The organism is Bifidobacterium hominis (genome assembly GCF_040095915.1).
GTDB lineage: Bacteria > Actinomycetota > Actinomycetes > Actinomycetales > Bifidobacteriaceae > Bifidobacterium > Bifidobacterium hominis.
This window is the reverse complement of sequence record NZ_JBBMFR010000013.1, coordinates 1-17,530: the sequence shown is the minus strand read 5'-3', so window position 1 is coordinate 17,530 and position 17,530 is coordinate 1. Positions and strand designations below refer to the sequence as shown.

The window sequence follows — 17,530 nt, the reverse complement described above, 5'->3', positions numbered from 1 at the left end:
TTCGTCGTTTTATGCGTTTCAATCACGCCGTCTGCAGTTGGCGCTTCCCATACTTGCGACGTGCGGCTTCGGCGGTGACGCCAAGCGCACGACCGATAGTGTTCCATGACTGGCCGTGTTTGCGGCTGACTGCAACGGTATTGTCTATTCCGCGTTCAGCAATCCGTGCTGAATATTCGGTAATCAGTCGGCGATGTCGGCTTTGTAGAAGTTCACGTAGGAACGGCTCGGCGTCGGACCTCGCTGGCCCTGATAATGCGAGCCGGTGCCTTGCGAACCGTAAGGATGTTCGGCGGGGGAGCTGAGCTGGAAGAAGCACATCTGACCGATCTTCATGCCCGGCCACAACTTCACCGGCAACGTCGACACATTCGACAATTCCAACGTGATATGCCCCTCGAAGCCAGGGTCGATGAAGCCTGCGGTGGAATGCGTGAGAATACCCAAGCGGCCCAGCGAGCTCTTGCCTTCCAAGCGGGCGGCAATCGTCGGATCAAGCTTCACATACTCCCACGTGGAACCCAACGCGAACTCACCTGGATGCAGAATCCACGGTTCGCCCGGAGCCACTTCGAACTGCTCGGTCAGCTCGCCCTGATTCTCAGCCGGATCGACATACGTGTACGCATGATTATTGAACAGGCGGAAGAAACGGTCCAAACGCACGTCAATGGAAGCAGGCTGCACCATTTCCGGGGTCCACGGATCGAGTGAAATATGACCTTCGGCCTGCGCGGCGAGAATGTCGCGATCGGACAGCAGCATCGAAACTCCTTATTGCCAGGCACGCGAATGTGCCGGTATGGCGCTCGCCGACATTCGAATGTTCGTATGGTTGAGCGTACGAATGTCGGCAATTGCGCGACGATTATTAGCTGGCTCTAGTCTAACGCGGTATCGCTATATCGTGGCTTATATTGGGCTGTAACGATTGCCGTGTGCTTGGTGCGCAAAATCCGTTGCTTCGGATTTTCTGCAGGATTTCTTACAGAATTCCCGGTGCGATATTGTGTGCTGCAAGCCAGTCGCGTAAATCGCTAAACTCATTGAGACTGACCGCATGATCAAGTCCGCGGTAGCTTTTCGACGTGAGGAACGTATGTTCGTCCAGCCAAGCGGTGGTTGCAAAAATCTCAGGCATCGGAATCACAGTATCGTTTTTGCCGTAACCGTAGAACACGGGAATGTTCAATTCCGCAATACGACTATCGGCAGGTGCACTGCCGGCAACGATTCCTGGAGCAAGGAAGCCGGAAAGCGAAATCGACGCGGCGTACCGTTCCGGATGAACGCGCAGCAATTGAATCGCCAGCAAACCGCCCTGCGAAAAACCGATCGGCACTACAGCGCGATCTTCGGGAACATTGTGCGCAACCCAATTGTCGATGGCTTGGGCGGCGGCATACGCGTCACGATCCAGATCTTCGCCGGACGGCACGCAATCATGGAACCACGAGTACGCGCCCTGGCCGAAGCCGAATTCACCGGAACCGGCCTCCTGCAGCACGAGCGGCGCGCGCAATGAAGCGAAATCGTTGTAGGGAGCCACGTAACGCATCATGTCTGCCAGATCGGCCTCATTGGAACCCCAGCCGTGCAGACAGAGGAACAGCGGGCGTCGTGGAGCCGCATTGCCACCCCCTCGCGAATACTGCACGTGCGTGACCTGCAGCGGCTCGCCGAAGCGCCCCGGAACCACCTGCGATTCGCGTCCGATCAGACCGGTCGGGGTGTTTGGGTTGCTGGAGTCGTGGGGATCGCTGGTTTCGTGCTCGCGTATTTCACTCATGCCTCCAATATACCTGTTCCAGCGGGGTAATTCTCCCAGTCACTGGAAGGATTAGGACGCCGAGCGGCCTGTAAGCGGGTGGATTGTTCCAGTGGGTGGAGGTTTTGGGACGTTGGGCTGCTTGTAAGCGGGCAGATTGTTCCAGTGGGTGGGGGTTTCTGGACTCTGGATGGCTTGCCAGCGGGTGGATTCTTCCACTGACTGGGGGAATCTGGACTTTGAGTGGGCTGTCAGCGGGCAGATTGTTCCAGTGGGTGGAGGTTTTGGGACGCTGGGCGACTTGCCAGCGGGCAGATTGTTTCACTGACTGGAGGAATCCGCCCTGCTGAAGGCAAAAAGAAACCCCGGTGGAGAGAAGACCACCGGGGAGAGAAAGGAGAGAGAAGAAGAAAGGGTTCAATTGTCGGGAACTGCTGTGGGTTCCTGGTCGGCTCTTTTGCTGACATCTCCTATATAAGCAGACGATGCTGAGTACATGTCTGGTGTTTTCTGGGAACTTTCTGAGAATTTCAATTCCCCATGTTTTGGATTGTGGAATAGCCTTCAGTTTGCCACGTTATACGCGTGTTCCGTTTCCGCAATTGTCTCGTTCTCCACGTCCACACAGCTCGTCCGCAAACAAACCTACGGCGGACCGCCGGCTCACGCCAGCTTGCTAACCCCATCAGATCAGCTGGATGCTAGATCTGCGCGTCGGCGTCCACACTCATCACATACACGTTGCGTCGCAGCTGCTTGGACTGCGCGCGCGTAATGTCGCCCGCTTCGTACATATCCTGAATCACGCCCAATTCGATGCCGTAGCTTTCGCGCTTCACGTCTTCCGCCTGCGCCTGCGCCTCCGCGCTCGTGCCCACATTCGGGCGCGCCCTCAGTGTAGCCTCGCCTCGTCGATAATCCAGCAGCAGTGCCGAGCAATGTTCCGTGTTGTACGTGTCGCGGCCCATCTCCTCATACAGGCGGTCGATCACATGTTCGATGGCATCCACCTGCACCACGCGGACGTGCGCGAACAGCTCATCGTCGCTGAACAGCGGGGTAGTGCGGCGAATGCGGCTGTTCACACGCTTCACCACCGTGCCCAAGCGTCTCTGCAACGCCCTGAAGCGGCCTTTTACCCGCCAAATGGTGCGTCTGGAATTATGTTCCGTTTCGATATGGCGCAGCGAGCTCATGATTTGGTCGAGCAGGCGCTCGCATGCTTCGATTTCCAAATCGTGCGCTGCCTTGTCGTCGCTTGGCGTCGCCTTGACTTTCGCCAGTCGCGTCTTGACGTATTCCTTCTCCCAGTTGAGCGCGTTGATCTGCAGTTGCATATACCCTTGCGGGTCGATTTCTCCGATGCGCTGCTTCAGCCGTGTAATACGTTTCGTATACGAGTCGATGATCATCAGCACCGCACGACGATTGTCAGGTGTGACTCGTCCCGTCAGTTCCTCTACGGTCCGTCGCAGCACTTCGATAGTGATTTCAGTCATTTCCACGGAAGCGTCTTTATTGCGATTCGGTGCCAGCAGAGGCAGCAGGAAGTTGGCAAGCAGCAAGGTTACGACGATCACGCCACCTGCGATGAAGATCAGCTCGTCACGCATGGGGAACCACGCGCCTCCCGTAATGGTGTACGGGATCGTGAACATCAACGACAGGGTGATGGTGCCTTTCGGTCCGCCAAACGTCATAACCGCGGCCGAACGCCAACGTTGCGCCGTCATCTTGCGTCGCTTACCGGTGACGGTATCTCGTGCGAGACGCAGCATCAACGAAATCCACAGGAACCGCATGACGATCACCACTGCGGAAACCGTAAGAATCGCAACCAGCAGCAGCCAATTGCTGACCTGAGGATCATCCCAGCTTGCGCTCATCGCATTCGGCAGCAGCATGCCAAGCAGAATGAACACCGTGCCGTTGAGCGTAAACGAGAATACCCCCCATACGCTCGATGAGACAATGTTGGTGCGAGCAACATTCGGGCCGATGCCGGTTCGGTCGAAACGGATGATCAAACCGGCCGTCACTACCGAAAGAATGCCGGAAACATGCACCGCTTCCGCACCCAAATACAGAATGAACGGCAGGAACAATTCCATCAAAATACGGCTTGTGGTCGTCTCCCAACCGAAAGATCGCAACGATTCAAACAACAGGTCGGCGATCATGCCTACTGCCAAGCCGAAAATAGCGCCGCCGAAGAACGAGAACACGAACTGTATGGCAGAATCGCCCACTTCGAATACGCCGCTGATGGCCGCTGCAATCGCAAACTGGAAGCCGACGATGCCGGACGCGTCGTTGAACAGGGATTCACCCTTGAGCACGCTGGTTTGCCGTTGCGTAAGGGCGGCTTCTTTGCCAAGCGAAGATACGGCGACCGCGTCGGTCGGCCCAAGTGCTGCGCCGAGCGCCAAAGCCGCGGCAAGGGGAATTGCGGGCCATACGGCATGCAGTGCGAAACCAACGGCAACCATCGTGGCGATCGCTAATCCAATCGCCAATGAAAGCGACAATTTAACGGATTTCAACAGCTCATTTTTGTCGATCTCATGCGCTTCCAAATACAGCAGTGGCGCAATGAACAGCACCATAAACAGTTCCGGGTCGAGCGTGACGTTCGGGAAAAACGGCAATTGCGATGCCAACGCACCCAACGCGATCTGTACAAGAGGCGTGGAAACCTTGGGAATGAAACGGCTGATAAAGGAAGACAGCACAACCGCGGCGATAATACATACAATCAATTCGAATACCGCCAACGTGCCTCCTTTGCGCGCATTTTCCAAACTCTTCCAGCCTACCAAGAGGTATTTATGGGTGTGTTTCGCCTTTTGCTTCACGTGAATGGAACCGTATAGTGGCGGATATGCAGTGGAGTGACGACATGGGACTTGCGATTGAGTTGGCTCGTGAAGCCGCAGCGGAGGGTGAGGTGCCGGTCGGTGCCGTCGTGCTTGACGCTGGGGGAGCGGTGATTGGTCGGGGGCGTAATCTGCGTGAGGCGCATGCCGATCCGTTGGCGCACGCCGAGGTCAAGGCCATGACGCAGGCCGCTCGGTCGCTTGGTACGTGGAATCTTGCCGATTGCACGTTGATTGTTACCTTGGAGCCGTGCCCGATGTGCGCCGGCGCGTGTCTGCAAACGCATGTCGGACGAATCGTGTTCGGCGCGTGGGATGCCAAGTTGGGTGCATGCGGTTCGATTTGGGACATTCCGCGTGACCCTCACGTCGGCCATGTTCCGGAAGTCGTCGGTGGTGTGTGCGAAATGGAATGCGCACGATTAATGACTGATTTTTTTGCTGGAAAACGGTAACTCGATTTTGCAGTCGCAAGAAAAACGTAAGAAATATTGAAATACCAAGTAAATCTCGGTAAAGATGATTGCTGACTGCGCAGTAACGTTCACGAAGAAGATTGCGGTGATTTGACGGTCGCAAGAAATACTTTCCGAAAGAAAGAAACACGCTCGACGACGTCAACAAATAAAGCTTGACATATCATCGAAGGTGACAATACAAGGCAATCGCAATATGTAAAGGATGCTGCAATGACGCTCATTCAGACCTTCCATGGCAACGCTACCAACGGTACCGAACTCACTGCGGTCTACGCCGAACAGCCAGCCGCGAACGTGGCGTTCGCACTCGTATTCCCCGGCAATGATCTGCCGCGACTTGTGCACTGGGGCCGTCCGCTCGCAGCCCCGGCAACCGTGATCGACATGTTCGACGCGCAAATGCCACAGCGCGTTTCCGGCGCGCTCGACTACACCCCATGGCCGAGCGTACTGCCCACGCAATCCGAATCCTGGATTGGCGCAACCCGCTTCGACGTGCGCCGCGACGGCGTGGAACTGTTCTGCAAGTTCGCAGTCAGCAACATCACCGCCGAAACCGTGGCAGCTGGCAAAACCTACGTCATGGGTGAAAAAGACGGATACCCGAGCTGGAGCGTGGCCGACGAACCCAAGCAGACCCCAACTGTTACCGTCACCGCAGAAGACGTGGAACAGCATGTGAAACTCATCTGGACCTGCGAACTCGACGAAACCGGCCTCATCCGCCAGAACGCCGAAGTCGTGAACACCGGCGAAGGCCAGCTCGAAGTCGGCAAGATCGAACTCGCATTCACCGTGCCGGCCGACGCCAACGAAATCCTCACCACCACCGGCCACCATCTGCGCGAACGCTCCCCACAGCGTCAAGACTTCACCCTCGGCCGCTTCGCCAAAGCATCCATGGCCGGACGCCCAGACTTCGATGCCACCCTGCTGCTCAGCGTCGGCGAAAAAGGCTTCGGCTTCACGCACGGCAACGTCTACTCCGCACACGTGGCCTGGAGCGGCAACAGCGTGCTTTCCGCGGAACGCCTGCCCTATACCAGCGGCGTGATTGGCGGCGGCGAAGTGCTGTTCGGCGGTGAAATCAGCCTCGCCAACGGAGAGTCCTACACCACCCCATGGCTCATCGGCTCCTATGGCGAAGGCCTCAACGAAGTCGCAGCCCGCTTCCACGGCTACATTCGCCGCGTGCACCGCGACTGGCTCGTTGAACACAACATCGCACCCAAGCCACGCCCGGTCATTCTCAACACGTGGGAAGCCGTCTACTTCAACCATGATTACGACACCCTCACCGCACTCGCCGACAAGGCTGTGGAAAGTGGCGTGGAACGTTTCGTGGTGGATGACGGCTGGTTCGGCTCCCGCCGCGACGACACCTCCGGCCTTGGCGACTGGCAGGTCTCGCAAGACGTGTGGCCCGACGGCGACAAGTCACTCAAGGCACTCGCCGATTATGTGCACGGCAAGGGACTCGAATTCGGCCTGTGGTTCGAGCCGGAAATGGTCAACCCGGATTCCGACCTGTTCCGCGCGCATCCCGACTGGGTGTTGAAGCCCACTGAAGGCCGTCTGCCAATGCAGGGACGTACCCAGCAGGTTGTGGACCTGACCAATCCGGACGCCTACGACTACATTTACGACGCAATGGACAAGCTCGTTGGTGAACTCGGCATCGACTACATCAAGTGGGATCACAACAAGCTCGTCACCGAAGCCGTCTCTCCGCGCACCGGACGCCCGGCAGTGCACCAGCAGACGCTCGCCGTATATCGCATTTTCACCGATCTGAAGGCCGCACATCCGGGACTTGAAATCGAAAGCTGCTCTTCCGGCGGCGGCCGCGTGGACCTCGGCATTCTCGAAGTAGCCGACCGCATTTGGGGATCCGACTGCGTCGATCCGGTGGAACGCGCCGACATCCAGCGCTACACCTCGCTGCTCGTGCCTCCGGAAATGATCGGCGAACACGTGGGCGCATCACCGGCACACTCCACGCACCGCGCAACCACGCAGGAACTGCGCATGGCCATGGCCTTCTTCGGACACATGGGCATCGAATGGAACCTGCTCAAGGAACCACAGGAAGACATCGACAAGCTCGCCGAATGGGTCGCCGAATTCAAGAAGCATCGCGAATGGTTCGCCGTCGACACAGTCGTGCATTCCGACGCCGCCGATCCGGCAGTGCGCTTGGATGGTGTGGTCATGCCCAACAAGGCGGCCGCCATCTACCGTTTCACCCAGCTCACCACTTCGCAGACCTACCCGGCCTCGCCGGTACGCCTGCCCGGCCTCGACCCCGACAAGGTGTATGAGGTGTCTCCGCTCGACGTGAGCCTCGACCTTGCCAAGCAAGACATCACCAACGGACAGAGCCCGCTCGGCTGGTGGAAGGTCGAAGGTGTGAAGATGACCGGACGTGCGCTCGCCACGTACGGCATCCGCCCGCCGGCATTGCATCCGGCGCAAGCAGTCCTTTTCAAGGCCGTGCTTGCGCCCGTCGAGAGCGCTGAATAAGCCGTAATCGCATAACAAAAATCCTCCCTGAACAAAAGGGAGGATTTTTGCATTAAAAAACAATCAAGTAATCAATCAGCCAACATATTGCCGAATCGCCTGCGCTGCGGCAGCCTTGGCCCACAATGCCCAATCATGGTCGGGAATTTCAAAATCCACTGGTGCGGCCTGGCTATGCCGATACATGTTGATGCCGTTGCGCAAGTCGTCAATGCCGAATTTCGCGATGAACGACGATTCTCCAGCGATCATGATTTTGTCTGGCATGGCAAGATTGGCTATGGTCGCCACCATGGTGCCGAGACGGAAGCAGGTGCGGTTCACCAGATTCGTCGCCTGCGGTTTGTTCGTGCGTGCGTCACGTGCGAAATCGTCGAATGATGCGGGATGTCCGATAATCTGCGAATATTCCGCCGCGATTGAGTTGTCGGACAGGCATTGCGCGCATCCCTTGTGTCCGGAAACACAACGCGGTCCATCCGGATCGACCAGAATATGCCCGACCAAACCGTAACTTTTATCCGGACAGCTCACCAGCTCGCCGTTGACCGTCAACGAATAGCCGACGCCTGCGCCGAACGTCAGTACCGCGAAGCTACCCAATCCAACGCCGGACCCAAACATGCAGGCATCAACGACCAACGAATCGATATCGTTGTAAATGCCCGTCGGCAATCCAGTAGCCTCGCGAACCATAGCGGAGAGCTCCACGGGCTGAGACCAGTGCATGAACGGTGCGAACGTCACTACGGCATTGTCGACGATATGCCCGCCCAGTGAGATTCCCACGGCGCACGGTTTCGGCCATCCCGCCATCTCCGCCTCGTCGGAACAGTCAATCGTTAGTTGTTTGATCAGCGCGACCACGGCTTGCGGCGACGTGTCTTCGATTTCCAAATCGTGGCATCCGGTGATAATCTGCCCGATTGCGTTGACCGCAACCGCCGAAATATGCGTCGCATTGATTTTCATACCGACGAAAGATCGCGCGTTCTCGATTATTCGCAATCCCGTTTGCGGGCGGCCGCGACGTTCCGCATTTTCTTTCTGAACGAAACCTTTCGGCAGTTTACCGGCCTTGCCGGACGGCATCGGCGTCTCCTCGATCACGCCAGCATAAATCAGATCGCTGGTAATACGGGAAACCGCGCCCTGTGAAAGTCCTAAAATCTGCGCCAAAGTAATACGCGAAATCGGACCGTATTTCATGACGCAAGTCGCGACTTTATGGGTATATTCCGAGCCTTCAAACCACTGTGGCAGAGGTGAAACCGCCATCTGCACCATCCTTCGTACTCCCGTTCGCGCACATCGTGCATCAAATTACTTTCTCAGAGTAACAAAATCTCGTCGTTTTTGTTTTCCGCCCCGCACAGGCGCGCTGAGCTGGGAATGAAAACTGTCTCCTTCTACAATTTCCAGTAACGGTGATGCGGTAAGGAAGCTGCTTCACCGTAATGGAGAAAAGATACAAAGGAGTCGAGAATGAAACCTGATTCCACCACTAGTGTAGGTAAATTCAGGAGGATTGTATACCGTACGCTCACAGCCGTATGCGCAGTCGCATTGACTGCCGGTCTTGCCGGTTGCGGCAACAGCACCGCTGGAACTGTCACTTTGGATTTCTTCCAGTTTAAAGCCGAAGCGGCGGACTGGTTCACCGCAAAAGCAAAGGAATTCGAGAAAACCCATCCCAACATCAAAGTCAACGTCAACAATTCGTCCGACGCAACCACCGATTTGCGTACTCGACTGGTGAAAAATCGCGAACCCGATGTCATCACTATCAATGGCGATATTAATTTCGGTATGCTCGCCGAAGCAGGTGTCTTCCACGATTTTACCAACGACGACATCGTCGACGAACTCAATCCAGGCATGGTGAACATCGCCAAGAGCCTTGTGCAAACCAACGACGAATCCAAGAAGCGCCTGTACGGCCTGCCGTATGCGGGCAACGCGTCCGGCTACATCATCAACGCCGACGTGTGGGAGGAAGCGGGCGAGGATCCCGACAATCCACCGCAGACGTGGAGCGAATTCATCGACCTGCTGCAACGCTTCAAGAGCAAGGGCATTGTACCGATCGAAGCGAGCACCGCCGATCCGTGGACACTCCAGGCGCCGCTGGCGTCACTCAACTCCACGCTGGTACCGGAATCCGAATATCTTTCCCTCAAAGACGGATCGAAGAAATTCTCCGACCTGTGGGGCACTGTCAGCGATCAGCTGGTCGAGATCTACCAGAACTACACGCAGAAGAATCCGGCCGTCACTTACCAGCAGGCCACGCAGGATCTGGCCGCAGGCAAAGCCGCGATTCTGCCACTCGGCACCTACGCGATTCCGCAGATCCGACTCATCAACAGCGACGCCAACCTGCGTTTCGCGCAAATGCCGGCAACTGATGATGCCAAAGAACAGCAGCTCACCGCAGGCGATGACGTGATCCTGACCATGGGTGCGCATACCAAGCATGAGAAGGAAGCGCGCGAATTCATCGACTTCCTGATGAACGACGAAAACATCAAGGACTACTCCAAGCAGCAGTCCGCATTTACCCCTTACAAAGACACGTATGTGGGCGATGAAGCGCTGAACGGTGTGCTTGACTTCTACCAGGCGGGCAAACTGGCCGACTTCTGCGACCATTACGTGCCAGCCAGCATCAACCTCGCAGGCTTCCTGCAGACGCTGGTTCAGTCGGGCAACACCGAAAAATTCCTGAACAGCGTGCAATCCGAATATGACAAGATCGAAGCCAGAAACTTCAGGTGAGAGGAGGAACGGACATGACTACCGCACATACTGCAAATACTGCGAAGAACTCGGCAAAAACTTCCAAGAATAAGGTTTCGAAATATTCCAAGCGCAAGGTCGATCCGGCATTTTATTGGATGACCGTTCCGGCTGTGATTCTGGTGTCCATCTTCCTGTATTGGCCGTTCCTGCAGGGCGCGGCATACTCGTTCACCAATTCGCAGGGTTACGGTGATTTCAAATTCATCGGATTGAAGAATTACATTGCGATGTTCCAGGATTCTCGCGTTGGTCACGCGTACCTGTTTACTATTTTCATCGCAATTTTGATTACGATCGGCACGAATTTTCTTGGCATGTTCCTTGCAGTGCTGCTGAATTCGAAAATCGCGTTCAAAAACGGGTTCCGTGCGATCTTCTTCATTCCGTACACCTTGTCGGTGTTGGTGATCGGCTATGTGTTCAAGTACATTTTCATGACGCCGCTGCCGGCGCTCGGTCAGGCGCTGCATATTGATTGGCTGTCGACGTCAATGATTTCCAATCCGGATTTGGCATGGTTCCCGATTGTGTTCCTGTCGATCTGGCAGGGCGTTGCCTACTCCACACTGCTGTACTTGGCTGGCCTACAGACCATCGACAACGAGATTTACGAGGCGGCCGCGATTGATGGCGTGAACGCTTGGCAGAACTTCTGGCAGATCACCTTCCCGCTGATTGGCCCGTTCTTCACCATCAACATGGTGTTGAGCCTCAAGAATTCGCTCGGCGCGTTCGACCAGATCATGGCATTGACCAAGGGCGGTCCGGATTCCAAGACCGAAACCGTCTCGTATCTGATCTTCCAGAACGGCCTTGGCAATGGCGAATACTCCTACCAGATGGCGAACGCGGTCACGTTCTTCATCGTGCTGGCAATCCTGGCCTTCGTGCAGCTGAAGTTCTTCAGCGGCAAGGAAAAGGTCTGAGCAAGGGTCTGAAAGTCTGAAGGTAAAGAGGAAATATCATGACTAGCGCAACTGTTGCAAAGACTGCAGCCAAGACTACTCAATCGCAGGAAAAGCCGGAGAAAATCCGCAGGGATCATAAGGTCAACTGGTGGCTGACCGCGGCTGTGGCCGTGTTGAGCCTTACCGTGCTCGTGCCGTTGTATTTCGCTGTGGTCACCGCGTTGAAGACTCCGAGCGAGGCTGGTACGTTCAGCTTGCCGGCCACATGGGAATGGCATAATTTCGCCGATGCGTGGAATAAGGTGAACTATCCGAAGGCCGCGCTTAATTCCGCAATCATCACCGTGTGCGCAGTGGTGTTGACGCTGCTGACGAACACGTTCGTCGCGTATGCTGTGGCAAGGAATATGGATAAGCGATTCTTCCGTTTCCTGTACTACTTCTTCCTTGCGATGATGTTCGTGCCGTTCACGGTGATCATGCTTCCGATCGCGAAGGAAATGGGTTCGTTGCATCTTGATAATCAGCTTGGTTTGATTATTCTGTACACGATTCTTGGCATCGGCACCAACCTGTTTATTGCGATTGGTTTTATTCGTTCGATTCCGATTTCGTTGGAAGAGGCGGCTCGTATCGACGGTGCTTCCACCTGGCGTATTTTCTGGACAATCATTTTCCCGCTGATGGGACCGATCAACGCGACGATTGCGATTTTGACCGCGTTGTGGGCATGGAACGACTTCCTGCTGCCGCTGATCACGCTGACCGACCAGAGCAACCAGACGATTCCGCTCGCACAGTACGTGTTCCAAAGCCAGTTCACGTCGAACTATCCGATGGCCTTCGCGTCCTATCTGATGGCCATGGCTCCGGTTCTCATCGTCTACATCTTCGCCCAGAAGTGGGTCGTCGGTGGAGTGATGAGGGGAGCCGTTAAGTGAACAGCCCAGTGGTCTGTTCATAGGCTCTCCCTGAGCGAGCCGATAGGCGAGTGAAGGCAGGGACAACGCGGCCGTAGGCCGTCCGTTCAGGAAGTAACACTTCACCGCTCTGAGCGGGACTGGCCTATCCCACTCCCCAGCGCGGGACGTTCCATTTCCCTTTCTGGAACGTCCCGCGTTTTTATTTTTGCGGATTGGTTTTTCGCGTCCGTAAGAAGCGTATTCTTTTCTTGCTTTGCACAACTCGCCGCGGGAAAGAAAGAAAAACAGGGTTGCATACCATAGGGGAGTAGGCAAAATCGATCTTCTGCATGAAGCTGACATGAGCTGAAAACGGGCAGAGTCAGTCACGAAAGATCGAACGAAAATCCAACAAACGTCAAGCAAAGGAGCTCCACGACATGACGAATTTCAATCGTTCCACCCTTCCCGACACCGTGCGTTCCAACGGCGCGACCCCGAACCCGTGGTGGGCCAACGCGGTGGTCTACCAGATCTACCCGCGTTCCTTCCAGGACACGAACGGCGACGGCATCGGCGACCTGAAGGGCATCACCAGCCGTCTCGACTATTTGGCCGACCTCGGCGTGGACGTGCTGTGGCTGTCCCCGGTCTACAGGTCCCCGCAGGACGACAACGGCTACGACATCTCCGACTACCAGGACATCGACCCGCTGTTCGGCACCTTGGAGGACATGGACGAGCTGCTTGCCGAAGCGCACAAGCGCGGTCTGAAGATCGTGATGGATTTGGTGGTCAACCACACGTCCGACGAGCATGCTTGGTTCCAGGCTTCCCGCGACAAGGACGATCCGCATGCCGACTGGTATTGGTGGCGTCCAGCCAGGCCGGGGCATGAGCCGGGCACTCCGGGTGCCGAGCCGAACCAGTGGGGTTCCTATTTCGGCGGTTCCGCTTGGGAGTACGATCCGAAGCGCGGCGAGTATTTCTTCCACCAGTATTCCAAGAAGCAGCCGGATTTGAATTGGGAGAATCCGGAAGTGCGCAAGGCCGTCTACAAGATGATGAATTGGTGGATGGATCGCGGCATTGACGGCTTCCGTATGGATGTGATCACGCAGGTTTCGAAGACTGTTGATAAGAACGGCAAGCTGCCGGGAGAAGACGGCTGCGAGATTGAGGATTATCCGGTTGGTGAGGAAGGCTATTCCAGCCCGTTCCCATGGTGCTCCGACGGTCCGCGCATCGACGAGTTCCTTGCCGAAATGCGCCGCGAAGTGTTCGAAGGCCGCGAAGGCTATATGAACGTCGGCGAAGCGCCGGGCATCACTCCGGCACGCAACGAGCATGTCACCGATCCGAAGAACGGCGAACTTGACATGCTGTTCCTCTTCGACCACGTGGGCATCGACCAGGAAGGTTCCAAGTGGAACACCGTGCCGTTCGAAGTCAAGAATCTGCGCGCCCGCCTCGCCGACCAGCAGGAGGCTGTGAAGAACGCCGGCTGGGCCAGCCTGTTCTTCTGCAACCATGATCAGCCGCGCGTCGTCTCCCGTTGGGGCAATGACACGGACCGCGAGTCGCGCGAGCTGAGCGCCAAGGCGTTCGGCATGCTGCTGCACATGCACCGCGGCACCCCTTACATTTACGAGGGCGAAGAGCTGGGCATGACCAACGCACACTTCACCACGCTCGAGCAGTATCGCGATCTGGAATCCATCAACGCCTACCGCCAGCGCGTGGAAGAAGCAAAATGCCAGTCCGCAGAATCGATGATGGCGGCGCTCGCGCTCATCGGCCGCGACAACGCACGCACGCCGATGCAGTGGGATGCTTCCAGGTATGCAGGTTTCACCGCGCCGGACGCGGCGACGGAACCGTGGATCGGCGTCAATCCGAATCATGTCGAGATCAACGCAGCCGAGGAATTCGACGATCCCGGATCCGTGTACAGCTTCTACAAGAAGCTCATCGCCATGCGTCACAACAACGCGACCATCGCGACGGGCGAATGGAATCTAGTCGCGGCAGACAGCGAGCAGGTGTATTCCTTCACCCGTACCAGCGGCGACGACACGATTCTCGTCATCGTCAATCTCACTGATAAGACGGCGCAGGTGCCTGCTGAGGTCGCGCAACTGCTTGAGGATGGCGTGGGCGAGTCGCAGGTGCTGCTCAGCACCTATGATGCCGTGCATAGCGTAAAGTCGGTCGCTCGCGGCGAGCTTGCTCGTTGGGAGGGGGTCGTGATTCAGCTCTGATCGATCTTTCCTATAAACTCTCTGCAAAAAGCGTTCGTGCGATTCATCACGGGATCGTACGAACGCTTTTTTATTGCGATTGTTGTATTGCGATTATTCCTGATTACCTCCGATTGCTCCGATTGCGTTTGTGAGCAATCTCAATTTTGCAAGTATTTGCGCAAATAATCTCACTTTTGATTGCAAAATCCGCATGATCAGGCAGTTTCGGCAGACGTGCGCTTACAATAACGCTCATGGAACAAAACGAGGTTCTCAAAGCATTGCAGCGCAATCACGCAGCTGAACTGAAACTAGCCGCCGAACGACTCGAGGGCACTGCACGCCATACGGAAATCATTCCGTCCAAGGTGCTGTCCGAAATGACTGGACATGAGATTTTACTCAAGCCTGAGAATCTCCAGGTTACCGGATCATTCAAGATTCGCGGTGCGTACAACAAGATCGCATCCTTGAGCGATGAGCAGCTTGCTCGCGGCATTGTCACCGCTTCCGCAGGAAATCATGCGCAGGGTGTGGCGTATGCGGCTCGCGAACGCGGCGCAAAAGCAACGATCTGCATGCCGCAGATCACCCCGCCGCTGAAGGTTGACGCCACCAAGGCGTACGGCGCAGATGTGGTGCTGTACGGCGAGGTATTCGACGAATCCGCAGCCCGCGCCCAGGAATTGAGCGACAAGGAAGGCATGATTTACGTGCCGCCGTTTGACGATTACGAGGTACTGTGTGGTCAAGGTACTATTGGCCTCGAGATTCTCGAAGATGTGCCGAACGTCACCGATGTGGTCGTGCCGCTGGGTGGTGGCGGTCTTGGCGCCGGCGTGGCGCTTGCTATCAAGACGTTCAAGCCGGAAGTGCGCGTGATTGGTGCGATCCCGGAAGGCAGCCCCGCGTGGAAGAACTCGCTGGCCGCAGGGCATGTGGTTGCCGCAGACCAGGTGCGTACGTCCGCCGAAGGCGTTGCCGTGAAGCGTCCGGGCGATCTCACGTTCGCGCTACTCAACGAATTCCTTGATGACATCGTCACCGTGACCGAGCGCGACATCAACGAGATGATCCTGCTCATGCTCGAAAAGCACAAGTTGGTTGTCGAGGCTGCTGGCGCCGTGTCTCTGGCTGCGCTTGAACATCTCAACCTGCGTTCGCGCAAGTTCGCCGAGGCGAAGGGCCCGCATGTGGTGGTGCCGATCATGTCTGGCGGCAACGAAGATACGGTATCCATCGGCGCTGTGATTCAAAAGGGTATGATCACCCGCGGCCGCATCATGCATTTCGAGGTCGAGCTGCCTGATACGCCGGGCCAGCTGGTGAAGGTTGCCACGTTGCTGGCCGAGCAGCGCGCGAACGTCATCGCGCTGGATCACGACCAGTTCAAGGCGTCCAGCCACTACGCGAACGCTGTGGCGTTGGGTGTGACTATTGAAACGAATGGTCCCGATCACATCGATCGTGTGCTCGAGGCGTTGCGCGAAGCCGGTTTCCAGCCCAAGCGTATTTACTGATCGTCCACGGTGGATAAGTGCGGATTTCGCATATCTTCCGCATCAAAAAGGCTCCTCGATCCAATCGGGTCGAGGAGCCTTTTCGTGTACTTTTGCGTACTTGACGTCACTTGCCTTGTTCTGCGGCGATTGTCTCATCAACGAGTTGCGGCAGAGCGGTCGCGATATCGTCGTGGATGAGCCGGTCTGCCAGGCGGTCGTATTGCGTGCGCCCCATGTTCATAATGGTGATCGGCACGCCAGCCTCTGCGGCCAGGGGCACGATGCTTGCCGCGGGCATGACTTCCAGTGTGGATCCGATGACCCACAGTTCGTCGGCTTGCGTCGCGAGGCGATATGATTTTTCGAGCGCGCCGTCCGGCAGAGCTTCGCCGAAGTAGACTACGTCGGTTTTGATGAGTCCGTTGCATGGCATGTTGCCGTTGTATGGCAGTCTGCGATGGCAGTGCGGGTCTGGTTCGTTGTCGAGATTCGCCATAATGTCGGCGGTGTCGTATTTCGCATGACATTTCATGCAGTGCGAGGTGCCGATGGTGCCATGCAGATTGACGATGATGTCGCTGCTATTGCCGGCTTTTTCATGGAGTGCGTCGAAATTCTGTGTGGCGAGCAGTGTTAGCAGTCCAGCCTGTTCCAGTTTGACGAGCGCTTTGTGCGCGGTACCTGGCTGCGCGTTCCATACGGGCGATTCCTTCTGCCAGCGCCAGGAATACTCGCGGTCTTCCTTGTGGTAAAGGAACGCTTCGATGTCATACACTTTCGTTTGTTCAGGGTGTTTGGTCCAGACGCCGTCCGGTCCACGGAAGTCGGGAATACCTGCGGACGTGGAAATCCCCGCCCCCGTCAATACTGCGATCTTTTTGCTCATATCTTAGGTATAGCCGCATATCGTAACTTCCGATGTTTCACGTGAAACAGGGAATGTCAGGCAATCAAATCTGAGAAAAACCATTTCGATAATCATATACGGAACAGGAATGGAATAAGAGGTGCATTATGACTACTGACATTGCACGGCATATTGCGGATGACGGCGCTGATACGACCGAAACGGCTCCGGCAGTTGCAGCGATCGATATCGAATCGATGGCGGTGCCGCCGTTGCTGATTGTGCATGGTGGCCGCGATCAGTTGGTGCCGTTCAATCAAAGGTGTCGTCCGTATGCCACGTTGAAGTCGCTTGGCAAGGATGTGACGTTCTACAAACTCGATAACACTTGCCATGCCTGTTATGGATTCTGTAGCACCCGCGCATTGCGTTTGGTGTTTGATTGGCTTTCCGATCGTTTGTGATCTGCTGTGATGTATTGATTTGCTGGTTGCCGTGTGGTTGCCGCGTTGTTGCGGTGTGCGACACGCGGCTGCCAGCTTTTTCTGACGGTTTTTGGGCGGTGGTGGGGTTTGTTTTGTGATTCGCGGCGCGTGGAAGGCCGTTTTCGACACGCCGGTGGAGTCCAGTGTTTTCAATGGTTTTCGTGGTGTTCGTGGATGTCCGATTTGCGTTGCCGG

13 protein-coding genes are annotated in these 17,530 nt (G+C 56.2%); 8 read left to right on the top strand and 5 right to left on the bottom strand.

Going from position 1 to position 17,530, the window contains the following annotated elements; genetic code table 11:
* Positions 1 to 183 precede the first annotated feature (183 nt).
* The 3 genes from dcd to WMO36_RS08100 form a co-directional block, all read right to left on the bottom strand.
* Positions 184 to 765 (bottom strand): dCTP deaminase, encoded by a 582-nt coding sequence (dcd, locus tag WMO36_RS08110; protein ID WP_055063865.1) that lies wholly within the window; start codon positions 763 to 765, stop codon positions 184 to 186.
* 220 nt (positions 766 to 985) lie between these two features.
* The gene (locus tag WMO36_RS08105) at positions 986 to 1,789 is read right to left on the bottom strand and encodes an alpha/beta hydrolase (RefSeq protein ID WP_349077262.1); all 804 of its coding nucleotides are present in this window, start codon (positions 1,787 to 1,789) and stop codon (positions 986 to 988) included.
* A gap of 680 nt (positions 1,790 to 2,469) precedes the next feature.
* On the bottom strand, positions 2,470 to 4,542 hold the full coding sequence (locus tag WMO36_RS08100) for a cation:proton antiporter (RefSeq protein ID WP_349077261.1): 2,073 nt from the start codon (positions 4,540 to 4,542) through the stop codon (positions 2,470 to 2,472).
* 107 nt (positions 4,543 to 4,649) lie between these two features.
* On the opposite strand from WMO36_RS08100, the gene WMO36_RS08095 reads away from it, so the two are divergent.
* Positions 4,650 to 5,099 (top strand): nucleoside deaminase, encoded by a 450-nt coding sequence (locus WMO36_RS08095; RefSeq protein ID WP_003835363.1) that lies wholly within the window; start codon positions 4,650 to 4,652, stop codon positions 5,097 to 5,099.
* A gap of 234 nt (positions 5,100 to 5,333) precedes the next feature.
* Positions 5,334 to 7,646, top strand: coding sequence for an alpha-galactosidase (locus tag WMO36_RS08090; RefSeq protein ID WP_099571448.1), 2,313 nt, complete (start codon positions 5,334 to 5,336; stop codon positions 7,644 to 7,646).
* Between the two features lie 75 nt (positions 7,647 to 7,721).
* Here WMO36_RS08090 and WMO36_RS08085 read toward each other — a convergent pair whose 3' ends face one another.
* Positions 7,722 to 8,924, bottom strand: coding sequence for an ROK family protein (locus WMO36_RS08085; RefSeq protein ID WP_099571447.1), 1,203 nt, complete (start codon positions 8,922 to 8,924; stop codon positions 7,722 to 7,724).
* 207 nt (positions 8,925 to 9,131) lie between these two features.
* Here WMO36_RS08085 and WMO36_RS08080 point away from each other — a divergent pair, with 207 nt between their 5' ends.
* The 5 genes from WMO36_RS08080 (at position 9,132) to ilvA (ending at position 16,021) form a co-directional block, all read left to right on the top strand.
* The gene (locus WMO36_RS08080) at positions 9,132 to 10,424 is read left to right on the top strand and encodes an ABC transporter substrate-binding protein (RefSeq protein ID WP_099594958.1); all 1,293 of its coding nucleotides are present in this window, start codon (positions 9,132 to 9,134) and stop codon (positions 10,422 to 10,424) included.
* A gap of 14 nt (positions 10,425 to 10,438) precedes the next feature.
* The gene (locus tag WMO36_RS08075; RefSeq protein ID WP_099594957.1) at positions 10,439 to 11,374 is read left to right on the top strand and encodes a carbohydrate ABC transporter permease; all 936 of its coding nucleotides are present in this window, start codon (positions 10,439 to 10,441) and stop codon (positions 11,372 to 11,374) included.
* Positions 11,375 to 11,412: 38 nt separating this feature from the next.
* Complete coding sequence (locus WMO36_RS08070; RefSeq protein WP_099594956.1) at positions 11,413 to 12,297, top strand: carbohydrate ABC transporter permease; 885 nt, start codon at positions 11,413 to 11,415, stop codon at positions 12,295 to 12,297.
* Between the two features lie 401 nt (positions 12,298 to 12,698).
* The gene (locus WMO36_RS08065) at positions 12,699 to 14,519 is read left to right on the top strand and encodes a glycoside hydrolase family 13 protein (protein WP_349077260.1); all 1,821 of its coding nucleotides are present in this window, start codon (positions 12,699 to 12,701) and stop codon (positions 14,517 to 14,519) included.
* A 236-nt stretch (positions 14,520 to 14,755) separates the two neighbouring features.
* A complete protein-coding gene (gene ilvA, locus WMO36_RS08060) occupies positions 14,756 to 16,021 on the top strand; it encodes a threonine ammonia-lyase (protein WP_144090414.1) in 1,266 nt (421 codons plus the stop codon).
* 106 nt (positions 16,022 to 16,127) lie between these two features.
* On the opposite strand, the gene WMO36_RS08055 is transcribed toward ilvA, so the two are convergent.
* Complete coding sequence (locus WMO36_RS08055; RefSeq protein WP_099571441.1) at positions 16,128 to 16,889, bottom strand: SIR2 family NAD-dependent protein deacylase; 762 nt, start codon at positions 16,887 to 16,889, stop codon at positions 16,128 to 16,130.
* 128 nt (positions 16,890 to 17,017) lie between these two features.
* On the opposite strand from WMO36_RS08055, the gene WMO36_RS08050 reads away from it, so the two are divergent.
* Positions 17,018 to 17,314 (top strand): alpha/beta hydrolase family protein, encoded by a 297-nt coding sequence (locus WMO36_RS08050; RefSeq protein ID WP_250779582.1) that lies wholly within the window; start codon positions 17,018 to 17,020, stop codon positions 17,312 to 17,314.
* The last annotated feature ends 216 nt before the right edge of the window (positions 17,315 to 17,530 follow it).